The sequence below is a fragment of the Stutzerimonas stutzeri genome (assembly GCF_051028275.1).
Lineage (GTDB): Bacteria > Pseudomonadota > Gammaproteobacteria > Pseudomonadales > Pseudomonadaceae > Stutzerimonas > Stutzerimonas stutzeri_AS.
The window spans coordinates 3096327-3114361 of sequence record NZ_CP069269.1; the positions used below are offsets into that span (position 1 = coordinate 3096327).

General features: G+C 62.3%; 13 protein-coding genes and 2 pseudogenes. 5 read left to right on the forward strand and 10 right to left on the reverse strand.

The features are described from left to right. Positions 1-182: 182 nt before the first annotated feature. Together JQR87_RS14305 and JQR87_RS14310 are read right to left on the reverse strand one after the other, a co-directional pair. Positions 183-778 (reverse strand): annotated as a pseudogene (locus tag JQR87_RS14305) (SDR family NAD(P)-dependent oxidoreductase). Between the two features lie 43 nt (positions 779-821). After that, a complete protein-coding gene (locus JQR87_RS14310; RefSeq protein ID WP_407295944.1) occupies positions 822-2138 on the reverse strand; it encodes an ABC1 kinase family protein in 1317 nt (438 codons plus the stop codon). Between the two features lie 242 nt (positions 2139-2380). Here JQR87_RS14310 and JQR87_RS14315 point away from each other — a divergent pair, with 242 nt between their 5' ends. Then, positions 2381-3910 (forward strand): sialate O-acetylesterase, encoded by a 1530-nt coding sequence (locus tag JQR87_RS14315; RefSeq protein ID WP_407295942.1) that lies wholly within the window; start codon positions 2381-2383, stop codon positions 3908-3910. A 2-nt stretch (positions 3911-3912) separates the two neighbouring features. Here JQR87_RS14315 and JQR87_RS14320 read toward each other — a convergent pair whose 3' ends face one another. Beyond that, positions 3913-4833 carry an AraC family transcriptional regulator gene (locus JQR87_RS14320; protein WP_407295941.1) on the reverse strand — a complete coding sequence of 307 codons (921 nt, stop codon included), beginning with the start codon at positions 4831-4833 and terminating at the stop codon, positions 3913-3915. A 203-nt stretch (positions 4834-5036) separates the two neighbouring features. On the opposite strand from JQR87_RS14320, the gene JQR87_RS14325 reads away from it, so the two are divergent. Then, positions 5037-7346 carry a putative bifunctional diguanylate cyclase/phosphodiesterase gene (locus tag JQR87_RS14325; protein ID WP_407295940.1) on the forward strand — a complete coding sequence of 770 codons (2310 nt, stop codon included), beginning with the start codon at positions 5037-5039 and terminating at the stop codon, positions 7344-7346. Between the two features lie 83 nt (positions 7347-7429). Here the strand turns inward: JQR87_RS14325 and JQR87_RS14330 are convergent, their stop codons facing one another. The 3 genes and pseudogenes from JQR87_RS14330 to JQR87_RS14340 all read right to left on the reverse strand — a co-directional run bounded on the left by JQR87_RS14330 (position 7430) and on the right by JQR87_RS14340 (position 9444). Continuing rightward, a complete protein-coding gene (locus JQR87_RS14330; RefSeq protein WP_407295939.1) occupies positions 7430-7882 on the reverse strand; it encodes a PA2169 family four-helix-bundle protein in 453 nt (150 codons plus the stop codon). Positions 7883-7994: 112 nt separating this feature from the next. Further along, positions 7995-8135 (reverse strand): annotated as a pseudogene (locus tag JQR87_RS14335) (ATP-binding protein); the annotation flags it as partial. Between the two features lie 55 nt (positions 8136-8190). Continuing rightward, positions 8191-9444 (reverse strand): sensor domain-containing phosphodiesterase, encoded by a 1254-nt coding sequence (locus JQR87_RS14340; RefSeq protein WP_407295938.1) that lies wholly within the window; start codon positions 9442-9444, stop codon positions 8191-8193. Between the two features lie 445 nt (positions 9445-9889). On the opposite strand from JQR87_RS14340, the gene JQR87_RS14345 reads away from it, so the two are divergent. The 3 genes from JQR87_RS14345 to JQR87_RS14355 are packed head-to-tail and all read left to right on the forward strand — an operon-like array spanning position 9890 to position 14018. After that, positions 9890-11467: an MFS transporter gene (locus JQR87_RS14345; RefSeq protein ID WP_407295937.1), complete on the forward strand. Its 1578-nt coding sequence runs from the start codon at positions 9890-9892 to the stop codon at positions 11465-11467. Beyond that, positions 11464-12636 (forward strand): HlyD family secretion protein, encoded by a 1173-nt coding sequence (locus JQR87_RS14350; RefSeq protein ID WP_407295935.1) that lies wholly within the window; start codon positions 11464-11466, stop codon positions 12634-12636. The genes JQR87_RS14345 and JQR87_RS14350 overlap by 4 nt, the downstream gene beginning before the upstream one ends. Then, a complete protein-coding gene (locus JQR87_RS14355; protein ID WP_407295934.1) occupies positions 12633-14018 on the forward strand; it encodes an efflux transporter outer membrane subunit in 1386 nt (461 codons plus the stop codon). The genes JQR87_RS14350 and JQR87_RS14355 overlap by 4 nt, the downstream gene beginning before the upstream one ends. Before the next feature lie 96 nt (positions 14019-14114). On the opposite strand, the gene JQR87_RS14360 is transcribed toward JQR87_RS14355, so the two are convergent. The 4 genes from JQR87_RS14360 to JQR87_RS14375 form a co-directional block, all read right to left on the reverse strand. Continuing rightward, positions 14115-15518 (reverse strand): PepSY-associated TM helix domain-containing protein, encoded by a 1404-nt coding sequence (locus JQR87_RS14360; RefSeq protein WP_407295933.1) that lies wholly within the window; start codon positions 15516-15518, stop codon positions 14115-14117. A 114-nt stretch (positions 15519-15632) separates the two neighbouring features. Continuing rightward, positions 15633-16019, reverse strand: a complete 387-nt coding sequence (locus JQR87_RS14365; protein WP_407295931.1) for a DUF2946 domain-containing protein — start codon at positions 16017-16019, stop codon at positions 15633-15635. Between the two features lie 61 nt (positions 16020-16080). After that, a complete protein-coding gene (gene xth / locus JQR87_RS14370) occupies positions 16081-16926 on the reverse strand; it encodes an exodeoxyribonuclease III (RefSeq protein ID WP_407295930.1) in 846 nt (281 codons plus the stop codon). 104 nt (positions 16927-17030) lie between these two features. Beyond that, a complete protein-coding gene (locus tag JQR87_RS14375) occupies positions 17031-17939 on the reverse strand; it encodes a LysR family transcriptional regulator (protein WP_407295928.1) in 909 nt (302 codons plus the stop codon). Positions 17940-18035 lie beyond the last annotated feature (96 nt).

The following is an 18035-nucleotide window of genomic DNA, read 5'->3' on the forward strand; positions in this document are numbered from 1 at the left end:
GACTGTGCCAGAGCCTTTTTTGCATCTTCAGATCGCAACTGCAGGTCAGCCCGGCGCCCCGGCCTCCCTACAGGTTGGTTGAACCGGTGCGGGCTGATGATCGTCATCCGCCAAAGGAGATCCAGCGAAGCAGACGCTGCTGCAGGCTGTCCGGTCCCAGCCACCCCCTACCACGGCAGTCGCTACCCACTGTAGGCATAGAAACCTCCGCTCGCGTCCGGCGCCAGACTGTCGATCACCCGCAGCAAGTCATGAGCGGCATCGGCTGGCTGCGCTTGACCTCGATAGCGGCGGTTTTGATCAGCATGTTCAGCGCCGCCTTCGAGGCGCGATAGCTGTACCAGCCACCGAGGCGGTTGTCGCCGATGCTACCGACCTTGGCCGAGAGCATCGCCAGTACCCCGCGTTGGCGGTCGAGCAGCGGACAGAAGTGCCGCAGCAGCAGCGCAGGGCCAAAGGTGTTGACCTGAAAGGTTTCGAGCAACTGTTGGGCGTCGAGGTCCGCGAGGCGCTTTTCCGGCATGAACGCGCCGCTGTGCAGCACGCCGGCAGCATTGATGATGAGGTGGAAGGGGCCCTGCCCGCCTAGCTCCGTCGCGGCCTGCTCGATACTGACGGCGTCGGCGAGGTCCAGCGGCGGCACTGTCGAGCGCGCCAACTCGGTCACCGAGGCGCAGCGCGAATCTGCGCGCAACGCTTCGACCAGCGCGGCGCCGATTCCACCGGAGGCACCTATCACCAACGCATGATAGTTTTCAGGAGACGATTCCATCTGCATCGTCATAACCTCTGGTCGCGACCGGTCTGGTCGAGTGATCGGGTCATATTGGGTTACCGTCACTCGGAGCTTGGGCGACGCGCCACCGCTCGATGTGGCCCGCCAGCCTATCAGCCACCGGCAGACAGGCGCCGAGTCGGTAGAGGTTCCAGTAATGGCCTTCAAGTGTGCGATTGACCAGCAGCGTACCGGACGCTGGCTGCAGACTGCCGAGGGCCGACATCAACAGTGGAAACAGTTCGACGAGCTGCTGATGCAGCGATACCCCACGGAAATCCCATTGAGCGTCGGGCTGCAGCAGCGGGTGCAGCAGCTGATGAATACGTTTATACAAACCGAGCGGCGGCGCACTGCCAGGCTGCCGCCCTCCAAGTGCTTGGAAGGCAGGTTCCAGCGCCTCGCTGGACGGACCACGCAGCGCATCGAAAACCTGCACATAGGCCGCCAGCAATTGAGGTCTCAGCGGCACGACGCTACCGAAGTCATAGACCACCAGTGCGCCCTCCTCCGTCCAGGCGAGGTTGCCAGGATGCGGGTCAGCGTGCAGCAGCCCCAAGCCGAACGCCTGCTCGGCGAGCCATTCGCAGAGCGACTCCGCTAGACGTTGGCGGACCTCGGCGGGTGCAAGCTCCACATCGTTCATCGAACGCCCTTGCACGTCTTCCATTACCAGCACGCCCGGACGGCACAGCTCCGTTGCGGCAAATGGAATATGCACACCCGGCCAACCAGCGAAGTGCTGACGGAATCGCTCAAGATTGTTCCGTTCCGCCTCGTAGTCGAGCTCCTGGTCGATTGAGCGTTCCAGTTCTCGGTAGACGGATTCGAGTCGCGCTGACGGCGTACCGAACAGCCGTCCCAACGGCATCAGCCTGCGCAACTGGCGCAGGTCCGCATCACAGATGGCACGGATGCCGGGGTACTGGACCTTCATGATCAGGGTTTGACCCTGCCGGTCGCGCGCGCGGTGCACCTGACCCAGCGAGGCCGCGGCGGAGGGCTGCCGCTCGATGAACTCGAATACCTCATGGAGCTGCCCGTCATACAGCCGCTGCAGGTGGGCCTCCAGCGATGCGAACGGCAGCGAGGGCACCTGATTCTGCAGACGCGCCAACGCTGCACTGATCGGCGCGGGCAAGACATCCTGCCATTGCGAAGCCTGCTGGCCGAGCTTCAGCACCGGGCCCTTCATCTGCCCCAGCGTGTCACCCAGCAGCGCACCGACCGGCGCCCAGTCGATACGGGCCCTGCCGGGGGTGATGCGCTGCACCAACAGCTTACCGGCAATGCGCGCGCCGGTGCCGCCGAGATTGAGAAAGCGGCCGAGCGCCGAAGCTGATGGGCGAGAGAAACGAGACATGCAAGCTACTCGCGGCAGGCAAAAGCTGATCATGGAGCAGGCCGGTGCGCGTTCCAAGGTCGAATGGTTGCAGCCTGTTGCGCAACGGTTTGCGTACGTGTGAGCGTGTTCGGCGCGCAACCGGTTAGAACTAAGCGCACCCCTGGCCGTCGAAACGCCTGCCGGACGCTTGCGATACCCGCGTCCGCGCGCCGCCCCTTGCATCGCAGATCGTTTGCGCTTCAATCACAAGGAACCGATAGATGCCTCCTGCTTCCGACCCGTCCCGCCAAGCCTTGCTGCCCGGTATCAGCCCGGTTGCCTTCGCGGCCTTCACCGGCCTGCTGTTATCAGGCGTCACGCTGTTGACCCACGCCGATGAGCAGGCCATCGCTGCGCGCGATGCGCAGAACAAGCGCTGGAGCAAAGAGGCGATCGAGCAGCCCAAGAGCCAGCCGCCGGCGCTCGACGCGAAGTACAACCACGTCATTACCTTCGGCCAGTCACTGGCATCGGCTGCCGAGGGCTGGCCCGCACTGTCGAAGCAGCCCGGCTACGACAACCTCATGCTGGGCGACGCGACGCGCTCGGCCACTTTTAGCGGCGACCGCTTCGTCCCGGTCGGCGGCGCCGCGTTCAAGCCGCTCCGAGCGGTGGTACAGCTCAAGCGTGATCCAAAGGTTCTGCTCGATACCGAGGCCGTCTCAAGGCTTGAAAAACAGGCGCAGGAAGAAGGCGAGTCGGTCGAAGTCGGCGCGCTGAACATGGCGCGGCGGCTCTATCTCGACAGCAAGGACATCGAGGCCGACCCAGAGCATCTGCTCGTCGCCAGCAATGCCGCCACCTCGGGCCGATCCATAGCGCAGCTATCGAAGGTCGACGGCACCAACGAATACAAACGAGTCGTTCAAGCGGTCGATCAGGCCCGGCAGGTCGCCCTGGCCGATAACGCCAGTTACAACCTCAGCGCACTGTTCTGGCTGCAAGGAGAATACGACTACGCAGAGGTCCAAGGTGGCATCAACGACAAGGCCACCTACAAAAAGATGTTGCGTCAGTTGCGCAATGACCTGAACGAGGACACCGCCAAGGCCATCGGGCAGAAACGGATGCCCGCCTTCATCAGCTACCAGACCGACGCCAAGACATCGGTCGTCAATGGCAGCCTGGACATCGGCCTCGCACAATGGGAGCTGGCAAAGGAAGAACCCAACTGGTACCTGGCCGGTCCCGTCTATCCCTACGTCGACAAAGGCACCCATCTGTCTGCCAATGGCTACCGCTGGTTCGGGCAGATGTTGGGCAAGGTGTTTCATCAGGTGGTGGTGGAGCAACGCGGATGGCAACCCCTGTCACCCTTACACGCCACGGTCGAGGGCCGTGAAATCCTGATCGATTTTCACGTGCCCCACCCCCCGCTTGCTTTCAGCGAGCCCTATATCGGACACAAGGCGCAGATGATCGAGAACTATGGCTTCGTCATCACGGATGACGAGGGCAAGGTGCCGGTGGAGAACATCGAAGCCGCCGCCGATACCGTATTGCGCCTGGTGGTGGGTCGCGATCTGGTGGGCATCCCAACGATCCGCTACGCCAGTCACGCAACAGGCGGCGCGGGCGAACTGCATGACAGTGACCCGACCGTGGCGGACGCCAACTACGAATATCTACCCGACGAAGGCATGCCTGACGAAGCGAACATCGAGGCGCTGGTGGGCAGCCCATATCCGCTCTACAACTGGAGCATCGCCTTCGAGATCAAGCCCACCGTCAGGCATGACTCGGCGCGCTGAAATCAGGCAATACTGCGCAGGCGAGCCAGGTCCTTGACCGGCGAGGCGCCAAACAGCCGACTGTATTCGCGGCTGAATTGCGAAGGGCTTTCATAGCCGACCCGGTAACCGGCCGCCGAAACCTCCAGCCCTTCGGCCAGCAGCAACCGACGGGCTTCTTGCAGGCGAAGCTGTTTCTGGTACTGCAGTGGACTCATGGCGGTCAGCGCCTTGAAGCGGTGATGCAGACTCGAGCTGCTGAGATTAACCCGTCGCGCCAACTCCTCGATGCGCAGCGGCTCGACGTAGTTTCGGTTGAGCCATTCGATCGCATCGTTGACCCGGTGCGACTGACTCCCTTGCAGCGCCACCGCCTGCAGGTGATGCCCCTGCGGTCGACAGAGCAATCGGTAGAAGATCTCACGCATTGCCAACGGCGCCAGCACCGGGATGTCTTTCGGGTTGTCCAACAGACGAACCAATCGCAGGGTGGCATCCAGCAGGGGCGCGTCGATGCGATCCAGGTAAAGCCCTCGTCCGGACGAATCTTCAACAGTTTGTACCGGGTTGGCTTCGGTGATTAACGCCGTGATTAACGACGGATCGATGTCCAGTCGGATGCAGATATAAGGCTCATCGCTGGAAGCGCGGATCACGCAGCCCGACACCGGCAGCGCAACCGATACTACGAGATAATGCAGCGGGTCATAGCGGTAAAGCTCGTCCGCCAGGCGCACTTCCTTACCCCCTTGGACGATGATGCACAGCGCTGGCTTGTGCACCCCATACGTCATATCGCTGGGATTCTCACAGCGAATCAGATGCAACGGCTCGATGGCGGTCGGGTGCATGCCATCGCCGCTGACCAATCGCTCTACCAGCCCCGCCAGCTCGACACGCTGCGCACGGGTCTCGTCACTCGATGGGGAAATGAAAGAATTCATGAGCAGCCTCCGGTAACGGATGATCAGCTTAGCAGTTCATTCGCCATGTCTGAGCCCCATCAGTTGCCCTGTTTTTATTGAATCTTCCGAAGTGTCCGCGCCGAAGCATCAAGCATTGTGGCCAGGTTCTTCCAAAAATCTGTCATTGCCGCGACATATCATGATGATATTTTGCTATCACACCATCGAGTGAGTGTCATGCAGTGATTAGACGGTTCTCGTCATCGCCCCGATTTCCTCAGGTCCTGCTGCTTTCGCTTTGCACAGCCACACTGGCTTTCCTTTGGGGACTTTGCTGGGATCACGAGCAAACGGCTCGAAGGGAGGCATTGCAGGCCAAGGCAGCCGAGCATCTCGGTTTGGCCGGTATCGTTGCGGAAAACCTGAGACAACTTGCCGAGCGAGCTCAGGTAATCGGTAGGCTCGCTTTTCTGGAGGCCTTCAGGCACGACGGCAACGTCATTGCCCGCCTGCTGGCTGACGACCCCATGCTGGAGCGCATGAGTCTTTACGACCTGAACGGGCAGCTCTTGACCTCTACTTACATGGCTGACACCCAGCCATTGCCGGAACAATGGCTCGCGGAATTCCGGGCCCATACTGTGCGATACGGCAACAAACCCTACCTGCCACGACGTATTGGAAAGCAGCCGGTAACATCAGCGAGCGGGTTCCTGCCGTTCCTGTTGCCGCTGACAGAACCTGACTCGCAGGAACTGCAGTCCATCCTCTTTATTCGAATGGACGCGCTATATCTCACTGCTCTGCTCCGTAACAGCGACCTTGGCGAAACGGGGCTGGTGCGTTTGTTGGACAGCGCAGACGATGAGCGGCTCGACCTGAGTAACGGCGGGATCGTCGCGGGCAAACGCCTCACACCGGGGCTGCCCACTGCGCGGGATGCAGGCAAGACCACGCAGTACAACGCTGGCAACGAATATCAGAGTCTGTACAGCCGCGTTCGCGACAGTGGTTTCAGCGTGGTCGTCAGCCAGCAGGTCGACGAAATTCTTGATGCACAGCAACAGTCGTTCAGACGTCAGTTGTGGATGAACCTGGGCATGACATTGATCATCCTTGCCGGGATGACGTGGATGTTTCGAGCAATGGGCAAACGCCACGAGGCGTTTTGCGCATTGGAGCAGGCGAATCGGGTCAAACAGGAGCTGATCAGCCGGCTGGAGGACGAGTATCGGCGCAGCAGCCACGCAGCCGCCACCGACCACTTGAGCGGCCTGCACAACCGTCGACAGTTCATGGACATCTGCGCCGAGACCCTGGCCCGACAGCGCAGCCAGCGTCGGTTGATGGCGATACTTTTCATCGACATGGACCGATTCAAGTCGATCAACGACTCGTTGGGACATAAAGTCGGAGATCTGCTTCTGCAGGCCGTGGCGGGACGAATAAGCCGCGCGCTGGAACCCGGTGATCAAGCGGCACGCTTCGGCGGCGATGAATTCGTCGTGTTGCTCGCCGGTGACCGAAGTGAAGAGCAGATCGATGCCTGGGTGCGCGACTTGGTGAACAAGCTCACCGCCGTCTATGCGCTCGATGAGCATGAGGTCAACACCAGCCCGAGCATTGGCGTGAGCATCTGTCCCCGTGACGCTCAGGAAGTCGACGGTTTGATCCGCTGTGCAGATGCAGCGATGTATTCGGCCAAGCAGTGCGGCCGAGGCCAGTATCGGTTCTTCGATCCCTCACTGAACCTGACGGATATCAACGAGTTCTCTCTGGAACAATCACTGGTCGCCGCGCTCAGTGAGCATCAATTCGTGCTGCACTACCAGCCGCAGATCCAGTTGGATTCGATGCAGGTCACCGGCTACGAGGCGTTGGTGCGTTGGGAGCATCCTCAGTTCGGCCTGCTCTATCCTGACCGCTTCATTTCGCTGGCAGAGCGCAGCGGGTTCATTGTCGCGCTCGGCTGGGAGGTGATACGTCTCGCGCTCGAAGAGCTCAAGCACTGGCGGGCGCAAGGGCGCTCTTCGCGGCTGGCGGTTAACGTTTCTGCAATACAGCTGCGCCAAGCCGATTTCAGCGAACGCTTGCTAAGCGAGCTGGCGCAGCGGGGTATCGAAGCCTGGCAATTCGAGCTGGAGATCACCGAAACGGTCGTGCTGGATGACGAAGGGATGGCCGTCGAGCACCTTGAACGGCTGCGCGTGGCCGGAATGAACATCAGTCTCGACGATTTTGGAAAAGGCTACGCGGGCTTTGCCCACCTGCATTCCATACCGCTGAGCACGTTGAAGATAGACCGGGCCTTGATCGCCCCGCTGTCCAACAGCTACGACGACAACCCTATCGTTTCGTCGACCATCACCTTGGCAAAGCGCCTCGGCCTGACGGTGGTAGCCGAAGGCGTAGAGACACGCGATCAGCTCGTTTACCTGAAACTGGCCGGTTGCGACATCGCGCAGGGCTATCACTTCAGCCGGCCCATGTCCGCCGAACAGCTCTACCAATACGAACCCTTCACAAGCGCAGCGGAACCGGTGCTGAACTGAACGCCCATCGGTATGGCCGGTCTTTTCGACCCGCCATCAAAAACGCCGGCACTATGGCCGGCGTTTTTCGCTACATCGATCGATCAGCTACGGGCGCGTTCGGCGTCGCGCAGTGCCTTGACCTGGTCATGGTTACGCTGCACGCCCTGCATCTGACGCTCCACGACTGAACGCACGTCCATCGGAAGGTCTTTTTCGAGCGCCTTGCGGTAGCTCTTGAGGGCAACGTCTTCGCCACGCTCACACTCGTTGAGAATGGACTGATCATCCTTGCCAGTGACCTTGGTCTTGAGGTCGACCCAGCGACGGTGCATGTCACCGGCCGTGCTGGTGGAGGTTTCCGGATCGCCACCCAGGGTGCGTACCAATTGCTGCAATTCGGCGGCAGCCGTGGCGCAATCCTGAGCACGCTGAGTCATGGTAGTTTTCAGCTGCGGATTCTTCAGATCCTCGGCGCATTCGCGGAACCCTTTCTCACCGTCCTTGCTGGTTTCGATAAGGTCGTTGAGTACAGAGATCGTGTCTTTGGTATCCATGAAAAGTCCTCCTGGGGGCTTATGAACGGCCGGAACAAACACGGCCAACCTGTTGAGTCGACTCTGCCGTTTCAATAAAGGTTCAGCCTATCTGTCCAGTTAGAGCGCAGGATCAGCGAGGGAAACATAGACTGAAGCGGGTGTCAGACGCGTCCTTCTTCACTCGCACCTCACCGCCATGCAACTGAATGATCGAGCGCACTATCACCAGCCCCAACCCGCCGGAATCGCCCGGTTGCACACGGGACTTCTCGACCTACAGAGGCCACTAAGGCAACGGAGTGGATTAGCTGGAAGCTGCGGCCTCGTCAGAGCATCTGGCTGTTATCAAGCGGCATGGGACTACCAAGTAGATATCCCTGCGCCTTGCTGACCTGGAGCTCTCGCAGTATTGCCAGCTCGGCCTCGGTCTCGACGCATTCGGCGACGATCTTGCAACCGGTGTCCTGGCCGAAACGAATCAGCGCCGAGGCGAGCGCCCGGCAGTCGCGGCTGGTATCGATGTTGCGGATCAGACTGCCGTCCAGTTTGATCACGTCCGGCTTGAGCTTGAGGATATGGCGAAAACTCGCGTAGCCGGCCCCCGCGTCATCCACCGCCAGCAGCAGACCTTTTGCCCGCATCGGCTCTAGCGCTTCGGCAATCAGATCGTAATCACGGACCGAGGCATGCTCGGTCACTTCGAGCATCAGGCGATCCAGCGGATGGCCATCCAGCAGCGTTTCAACTGCGCCGGCCAGGATGGTTTCTGGCGAGACGTTAAGTGACAGGTAACGATCCTGGCGAATACCACCCAGGCCTTTCAGGGCTTCCTGGACCAGCGCCATTTCCAGCTCGCATTGCAGGCCGACCTGCTCGGCCTCGCCGAACCACAGGTCCGGGCTACGTTGCGGTTCACCGGAGAACCGCGCCAGCGCTTCGTAGCCGACCACGCTGTTCTGCAGCACGTTGACGATCGGCTGATAGACCACGTTGTAGGCGTGATCGTTGATGATTTCATTGATCCGCGCCAGCCGATCCTGCTGCTCCTGCTGCTCCTTGGCTTGCGTTTCCAGCAGCCGGCCGGCGAAGTCAGCGAACAACCGAAGGGTGTCCAGATCACGCTCGTTCAAGGTGCCGTCAGGCTTTGAACTGAAGCAACAGAACGTGCCGTACAGACGACCATCGCTGAAACGGATCGGCACGCTGATATAGGAGCCGATGGAAAGGATGGCTGTGATCGGCAGCGCTACCGCTTCGGGCAGCTTGCTGGTGTCGGGAATCAGCTGCGGGAGGCGGCCGTCAATGACCCGCTGGCAATAACTGTCAGACAGCGGATCAGCGCCGCCAACGCAGATCGGCATGGGGTCGCTGCGCCCATCGACATGGCGAAACACGCGCAGGCCTTGGACCATTTCGGCAACGAAGGCAACGTCCATTCCCAGGTGCGAGCGGACCGAGCGCAGCGCTTCGCAGAGCATGTCGCCAACCGAATGGCCCACGGTTTCCAGCTCCCGCAGCATGGCGGCAGGGTCACCGCCCCGCTCGAAAGCCTCGGGGCCCAACCGAACGTTCTGAAGCATTCACACCTCCGGTGAAACAGCCGTTTCGCTTTGACGGCTTGTGGTTGATGGTCCCTGTCTTCGCCTAGCGGCCAGCGGCGCGCCTGATCGTATGGTCAGGACCTGATAGTAAGTGTCGTTTGTTTCGGCTCTGAGGCCGGTTTTCCGGACGACCGGTCGGGCCTCGGTGACCGTAAAAAACAATTCACATGCGTTTCGCCTTCTGACCTGCGCAGGCGACCGTCAGGATTGCTGCCCGAAGATACTGCCGATCACATCAGTCGCTCCCTGCTTTTAGCCTGACGCTAGAATGTGACCAATCATTTCGTGATGAAGACTGTCCGACGTTAACCACCGCCGACTTTGTCGCAGCGCGTCGCCTTGTTGCCTCAGCCTTCGAGCCTTGCTAACGATGCCGCAATACCTTGCCCCTGTTCCTCGCTGGGAACCGCACGAACGTCCGACCATGCCAGGCTCGCCGGCGATCCTTGTGCACCCGATGCGGCTGCGCATCGCCTATGCCTGTATCGCTGTGCTGGTTGGGATAACCGGTGGATTGGGCAATGCATTGTTCATTGCGAACCTGCCGAGCATTCAGGGCGACCTGGGCCTTACGCCTTCCCAAGCAGCATGGCTTCCGGCGTCCTACTTCATGGTCAACGTCTCGGCCAACCTGCTGTTGATCAAGGTTCGCCAGCAGTACGGTCTGCGCCGTTTCGCCGAGATCGGCCTGACCCTCTATGCGCTATTGACCATCGCTCATGTATTCGTCACCGGCCTGGAGATGGCGGTATTCGTGCGGGCGGCCAGTGGGCTGGCGGCCGCGACCACGTCCTCCCTGGGCTTGCTCTATATGCTTCAAGCATTCGGCAAGGCAGGACTGCCGAAAGGCGTGATCTTTGGTTTTGGGGTTTCGCAACTGGGCACGCCGCTGGCCTGGCTGATGTCGCCGGCGCTGCTGGACATGGGCGAATGGCATCGCCTCTACGTATTCGAAAGCGGGCTGGCGCTTTGCTCACTGGCAGCGGTGGTGGTGCTCAAGTTGCCGGTGGGCGAACGCACCAAGGTCTTCGAGCCGCTGGATTTCCTGACCTTTGCCCTGCTCGCCCCCGCTCTGGCGCTGATCGCCGCGGTGCTGGCGCAAGGCAGAATCCTCTGGTGGACGGAACAGCCCTGGCTGGGCTACGCCCTGATCGCGGCGCTTCTGCTGATCAGTGCCGCGTTCATGATCGAGCATCACCGACGCAACCCCCTGCTACACACCCGCTGGCTCGGCACAGCCGAAATGCTCCGCTTCGCCTTTGGTGCGCTGGCGCTGCGGTTGCTGCTGTCCGAGCAGACTTACGGAGCGGTCGGCCTGCTGCAGACACTCGGGATGGGCACCGAACAGCTTCGGCCGTTGTACGCGGTAATTTTGCTGGGGCTGACCATGGGTATCGCCGGGAGCGCGTTGACCTTCAGCCCGTCCATGGCCTTCCCACAGATCCTGCTGTCGCTCGGCCTGATCATGATCGCCAGCTTTCTCGACATCGATGCCACCAACCTGACCCGGCCGCACGACATGTTCCTAAGCCAGGGCATGCTCGCATTCGCCAGCGGTATGTTCCTCGGGCCGTTGCTGATCACTGGTATCGGCCGGGCGATGCGCAACGGGCCGAACTATCTGGTGACCTTCATCGTCCTGTTCACCATGACCCAAAGTCTTGGCGGCCTGGCCGCGCCCGCACTGTTCGGCACCTATCAGGTGATGCGTGAGAAATACCACTCCGCTCACCTGACCGAGCAAGTCGTGCCGGGCGATTCACGCATAGCCGGGCGACTGCGTGCCCAAAACCAGGCGCTGACCCCGCGCCAGAATGACGCTCAGCTGCGCCAGGCCATGAGCGCGGCGCAACTGAGTCAGGTCATCACGCGCGAAGCGAATGTGCTGGCCTTCAACGATGTATTCCGGCTGATCGGCATGCTTTCGGTAGGCGTGTTCGGCTGGACGCTTTTCCACACCCTGCGCATGGCGCGACAGAACAGGAACGCTTCGTCTTCATGAATGAAACAAGGCAACCCGCCAACCTTCCACCAGCCGAGCCAGTGCAACCCGCTGCCGAAGCAACGGACGCCGGCCCGACCCCGAACGATCCGCCAAAGACCATCAAGCCGAGCCGCCGCTCGGTCATCCTGATGACCCTGGTTGCGCTGGTGGGTGTATTCGCAATTCTTTACGCATGGCAGCTCTGGCCATTCGGCGGACCGATAGCGGTCACCGAGAACGCCTATGTCCGCGGGCAGATCACCGTGCTCGCGCCGCAGGTCAACGGCTACGTTACCGAGGTGCTGGTACAGGATTTCGAGCAGGTCGCCAAGGGTCAGCCGCTGGTACGAATTGACGACCGCCAGTACCGCCAGCTGGTCGAACAACGCAAAGCCGAACTCGCCGCGCGTCGATTCGATCTGGAAAATCTGGAGCAGACCCTGGCGTCGAACCGGGCCACGCTGGCATCACGGCGCGCCGAGCTGGTTTCTGCCGAAGCCGAACTGCAGCGCGCATTGGCGGATGAAAAACGCGTCAACGAGCTGGCTGAGCGCGGTTCGGTCTCCATCCGGGAGCGCGACCAGATCCGCGCCACCGCACGCGCCGACTCGGCCCAGGTGCAGCAGGCCCAGGCGGCCATTGTGATCGCCGAACAGAGTCTCAAAGCCAGCGAAGTCTCCCGAGGGGGCTTGCAAGCGCAGGTCGAAATTGCAGAGTCAGCACTGCAACGGGCGCGGATCGACCTGGACAACACGGTCATCAACGCACCGCGCGACGGCCAGGTCAGTGAGGTCACGGTGCGTCAGGGTCAATACGTGACGGCCGGCTCGCAGCTGCTCTATCTGGTGCCGGAGCAGCTCTGGGTGATCGCCAACTACAAGGAAACCCAGACCTTTGCCATGCGCCCGGGCCAGCCCGTGCAGATCGAAGTTGATGCCCTGGACGGTGCGCGCCTTAGCGGACACGTGCAGCGGCTGGCGCCCGCCACCGGTTCGGAGTTCAGCGTGCTGCGTGCAGACAACGCCACCGGTAACTTCACCAAGGTGGTCCAGCGGGTGCCCGTGCGCATTTCCATCGACCCGGACCAGCCACTGGCCGAGCGATTGAGGCCGGGCCTATCGGTCGTTACGCATGTCAACACGGCCGCACCTGCCGAAGACCGCCCGGTGGAGGAAGGTGCACGATGACAGGCCCGTCCCGTCCGCTGCCCCGGCTGCTGGCTGCCATCTTGCTGATGTCGATCGCAGGCTGCATGCCGTCACGCCAGCCGCTGCCGCCAGAAGCAGCCTTTACACCGCCCTCGCAATGGCGCGACCCAGCCGCTGTCATCGCGATTTCCTCGACCTGGTGGAAAGCCTTCGGCGATCCACAACTGGCAGCGCTGGTCGAGGCCGCACTGGCTAACAATACCGATGTGCTGAGCGCGGCTTCGCGCGTGGAGCAAGCGCGCGAACAGATTCGGCTGTCCCGCGCCGCCTTGCTTCCCTCGTTGGACGCCGCTCTGGGCGCGCAGCGCACCCGCGAGTTGGGCGTGCTTGGCATTGCCCATACCACTGCCGTGCAGCCCTCGCTGCAGGTGTCCTATGAGGTGGATATCTGGGGCCGCCTGGGGCGTCTGCGCGAAGCAGCGGAACTGCAGTACCAAGCGACCGAGGCAGAGCGCGACGCCGTGCGCCTGGCTGTGGCCAGCACTACTGCCCGCGCCTACGTGTCGTTGCTGTCGCTGGACCGGCAGCTGTACATCACGCAGGAAACGGTCGAATCCCGCCTGCAGGCGCTTCGCGTGGCTAAAGATCGCGCCAGCCTCGGCTACACCTCGCAGCTGGAGCTGACTCAGGCGCAATCAGAATACGAAGCGGCTACCGAGCTGCTGCCGCAGCTGCAACAGGCCATCCGTGAGCAGGAAAATACGCTGCGCCTGCTGACCGGTCGGTTGCCCGGCGATATTGAGCGTGGCGACGGGCTGCTGGCCATCGAACCGCCTCCGGTTCCCGGCGTGCTGCCCTCGACGCTGCTGCGTCGTCGCCCGGACATCCAGCAGGCCGAACTGCTCCTGGCTGCGAGCAAGCTCAACCTGCAGGCTCAACGTGACCGGTTTCTGCCTCAGGTCCAGCTCACGGCCAGCCTCGGCCAGTTGTTCGTCAATTCGCTGGACTACGACCCGGTGCGGGTATGGGACATCGGTGCCAGCGTGCTCGCCCCGATCTTCGATGCCGGACGGTTGGAGGCCGGGGTGAACATCGCCGTCGCCCAGCGCAACCAGGCCGCATTCGCCTACCGCGCCGCGGCACTGGAAGCCTTCAGCGAGGTGGAGAACAGCCTTTCGGCGGTGGCCAACCTGCGCGAGCAACTCGAGCACGTTGCAGCGCGCCGCGCTGTTCTCGAGCGGTCACTGGTTTATGCTGAAGACCGCTACCGCGCCGGCTATTCCTCCTACCTGGAAATCCTCGATGCCCAGCGCAACCTGTTCAATACCGAACTGGCCGCCGTGCAGCTGCGCGAAAGCCGGCTCAACGCCCTGATAACCCTGTATCAAGTGCTGGGCGGGGGCTGGCAAGGCGAGTCCTGAGCGGGGCTCACCAAGGCTCAGAGACCGAGCCCCACGTCACGGGGGTTATGAGCGACGTTCGCTGTATAGCCTCAGCGTGGCATCAAGGCGCGCCGGTCACGCATCCTCCGCCTGCCGGCCCACTCCGGGCCAGGTGCGCCAGGGTGCCGTAAGCAGCAGCTCCATCAGAAGAAAAAGCAAAAGGCTGCCGCCCAGCACCGGCAGGCAATAGCCGAACGTCAACGCGGCGGCCGCGACAGCCCAGCGGGCCCGGGGTGACAGCTCAAGCAGCACTGCAACGATGCCCTGCCGGCCGGCGCGACGCTGACCGCGACGCCGCCACCACATCAGATACCCGATGACCACCATCGCCGCCAGCCCCAGCGCGGTGATGGCCAGCAGCAGCTGATTGGCCAGGCCGAACAGTGACCCCATGTGCGCGTCGATACCCCAGCGCGTCAGTTTGGCGGCAATCGGGAACGTCGAGAAATCGGTGCGATCAGTGATGCTCAGCGTGTGCGGATCGACGGCCACGGCATCGACCTGGGTGGGCCAGCTGCGGTCGATTTCCGACACTGTCCAGGCACGACCCGGCCCTGCAGCCGGCACGATCTCGACCTTGCCGGCCTCTATCCCACCCTCTCGCGCGGTGCGCAGCAGTGCATCGAACATCTCAGGTTCAACGGTACCGGCAGCCGGCATCGCCATTCCGATGTGATGCGCATGCTCACCTGCAGGTGCAACCGCTTCGCGCTCCAGCGCGGTGGACACGCTGGGTGTCGACATGCCCAGCGCTGCCCGCGCGACACCGATGTTGCCGCCCGCCCAGCGCGACCAGGTCAGGCCCGTTGCGGAGAAGAACAGCAGCCCGATCAGCAGGCACAGCCCCAGCGTGGTGTGCCAGTGCCTCAAGCCTCTCGAGCGCGCGGCCCCTGGGGTACGGCGCCGGCGGATGAACCACAGGGCAAACCCGCCCAACGCGGCCACCCATAGCCAGGATGCGGCCAACTCGCTGTAGAGCCGCCCCGGCTCGCCCAGCAGCAGGCTTCGGTGAAACTGGTCAAGCCAGGTGCGCAACGGCAGCACGCCACTGGTGCCGTAGACGAGCAGTTCACCCCGGATTTCGCTGGTCACCGGGTCGACGAACACGGCTCGGCTCTCCGATGCGCCAAGGCCGGGCGCCTTGAACATCACTCGCGTGGTGGTGCCCGTTTGCGGTGCCGGGCGCACCGCCGACAGCGTGGCCGCTTCGCCAATATAGGCTTGGGCCACCTCGATCTGCCTTGCCAGCGGCTGCGGCGTACCGGTGCTATTGGTGTAGAGCTGCTCGGCGTACAGCCGGTCCTCGAGCTGCGGTGTCAGCGCATAGACCAAACCGCTCAAGGCAGCAACGAAGATGAACGGGCCTACCAACAGCCCAACGTACAGGTGCAGACGAATCAAAAGCGCCAGCAGCGGCTGCTGCGTGCGGGAAGCCAGGGGTGATGCCTCAGGGCGGGCATCAACGGCAATATGGGACATGCTCGCTTACTCGATCAATAACGTCACCGGCCTAGAAGACGGCCAGGGACAGGGCACTGCCTTGCGTTGCATGACGGCAACGCAAGGCCACGTGACTGACTGGGCGTGAGTCGATCAGGCGAGCGGAGAGGCGCGAGGATTGAGGCTGGGCCAGCGATTTCGGGGCGATAGCGGTGGTGCGGTGGTCCAGGGCAGGTTACCGAGCGATACCCGCCGAGGCTGAAGCAAAACCGGCGTGCCGGATGGAATCGCCGCCAGCGAGGCCGATCCCGCGGCGCAGCAGCAAGGCATGCCCTGGTGATGGCTCTGAGCCGGTGCAGACTCGCTGGAATGATCATGGTGAGCGTGGTCCACAGGGTGCTGGCCCGTTTCGGCCATTGCACCATACCCACCCGCAACGGCCATAGCCCGCATGTGCGCGGCCATCAGCGGCATCGAGCACAGATGCAACAGGACGGCGAAGAGGGCTATCCAGACGGGAGCACGACGACGGCGGTGCATGTAGCTAGCGGCTCCTGTGGAAACGGACAAGCGCCAAACCTGTGGTCCGGCGCCGATGATGTTACTTGGCGGTGCTTTTGGCCTTGCTGCGCTTGACCGGCTTGTCAGCGCCATCCTGCTCCGCTTCACCACGAAGGGTTATCCAGGTCGGCGCATGGTCGCTGGCGTGCTCCTGATCGCGCACCCAGCGATCCACCCCAGCATCGACCAGTCGTGGCGCCAGGTCAGCACTCAGCAACAGATGGTCGATACGCAGACCGGAATTCTTCTGCCAGTGCTGGCGAAAATAATCCCAAAAGGTGTAGATGCGCTCGTCCGGATACCTGGCGCGTAGTGCATCGGTCCAACCCTGATCCAACAGCCGCTGGAAGCACGCCCGGCTTTCGGGTTGCAGCAGCGCATCCTTGGTCCAGGAGCGGGGATTGTAGATGTCCTCGTCGGTTGGCACCACGTTGTAGTCGCCCGCCAGCACCACCGGATGGCCGTTGGCGAACAGCCCGGCGGCGTGTTCGATGAAGCGTTCGAACCAGCTCAGCTTGTAGTCGAACTTCGGCCCCGGCTGGGGGTTGCCGTTGGGCAAATAGAGGCAGGCCACGATAACGCCATGCGCGGCGGCTTCCAGATACCGGCTATGCGTATCGTCCGGATCGCCCGGCAAGCCACGGCGGATCTCCAGTGGGTCGTCGCCCTTGGACAGGATTGCCACCCCATTCCAGGACTTCTGCCCCTGCCAGATGGCGCCGTAACCGGCCGCGCGGATGTCGTCGATGGGGAAATCGGCATCCTGCGCCTTCAGCTCCTGCAGGCAGACCACGTCGGGCTGTTCGCGCTCGAGCCATTGCAGCAGGTTGGTCCGACGGGCACGGATGCCATTGATGTTGAAGGTGGCGATTTTCAGTTGATCCACTGGGCACCTCTTGACGATAGCCTGCGATTGGTTGACAGCCGCAGCGCGTGGATGTGCTTCGCGACATCCACCCTACGACCAGAAGCAGACCGGCGTGGTTCGGCTCAGCGCACTTCCCAATAGCCCGGCGCGTTGTAGACCTGCTTGAGATAGTCGATGAAGAAGCGGACCTTGGCCGGCAGATAACGCTGCTGGGGGTAGACCGCCTGGATGTCATAGGCTGACAGGGCAAATTCATCGAGCACCGTCACCAACTCGCCGCGCTTGAGCTCGGCCTGTATCTCCCAGGTCGAGCGCCAACCAATCCCCAGCCCTTGCTTGACCCAGTCGAACAAAAGCTCGCCATCGTTGCAGTCCAGATTGCCCGCCACCCGTACCGCCACCTGTTTGCCGTCACGCAGAAAGGTCCAACCGCGCTGCTGCCCGCCCTGCAGGTTGAACGCCAGGCAGTTGTGCCGCGCCAGGTCTTCCAACGTTCGCGGCACGCCCTGGCGCTCGAAATAATCCGGCGCGCCGCAAACCACGCGACGGTTGGGGAACAGCTTGATGGCGACATAGTTGGGGTCGGTCACCTCACCGATCCGGATGCCCATGTCGTAACCGTGGCGCACCAGATCGACCACGCTGTCAGTGAAGTTGAATGAAAGCTGCAGGTCCGGGTAACGCGCCTGGAACGCTGGCGCGTGCGGACCGATATGCCGACGACCGAACGCAGCGGGCGCCGAGATCACCAGGTGTCCGCGCACCGAGGTGCCGTGGTGGCTGATGCTCGCATCGGCTTCGTCGAAATCCTTGAGCAAGGCGCGGGCGCGCTCCAGGTATTGCTCACCGAGATCGGTCAGCGCCAACCCGCGCGTCGAACGGTGCATCAGTTTGACGCCCAGGTGCCGCTCCAGCGCATCGAGTCGGCGGCCCATGACCACCGGCGTCACGCCCTCCTTCAGCGCAGCGGCGGCGAAGCTGCCGCTCTCGGCGACCAGTACGAAGCTGTGCAGGGTCGTGTAGCGATCCATTCGATACTCCTGATATCGACAGAACTGAAGTTTCGGCCAATTCCCTCACTCTGGCCAGCCCTTCATGCTTAGGCCACGTATAAAAACTATCGAGTT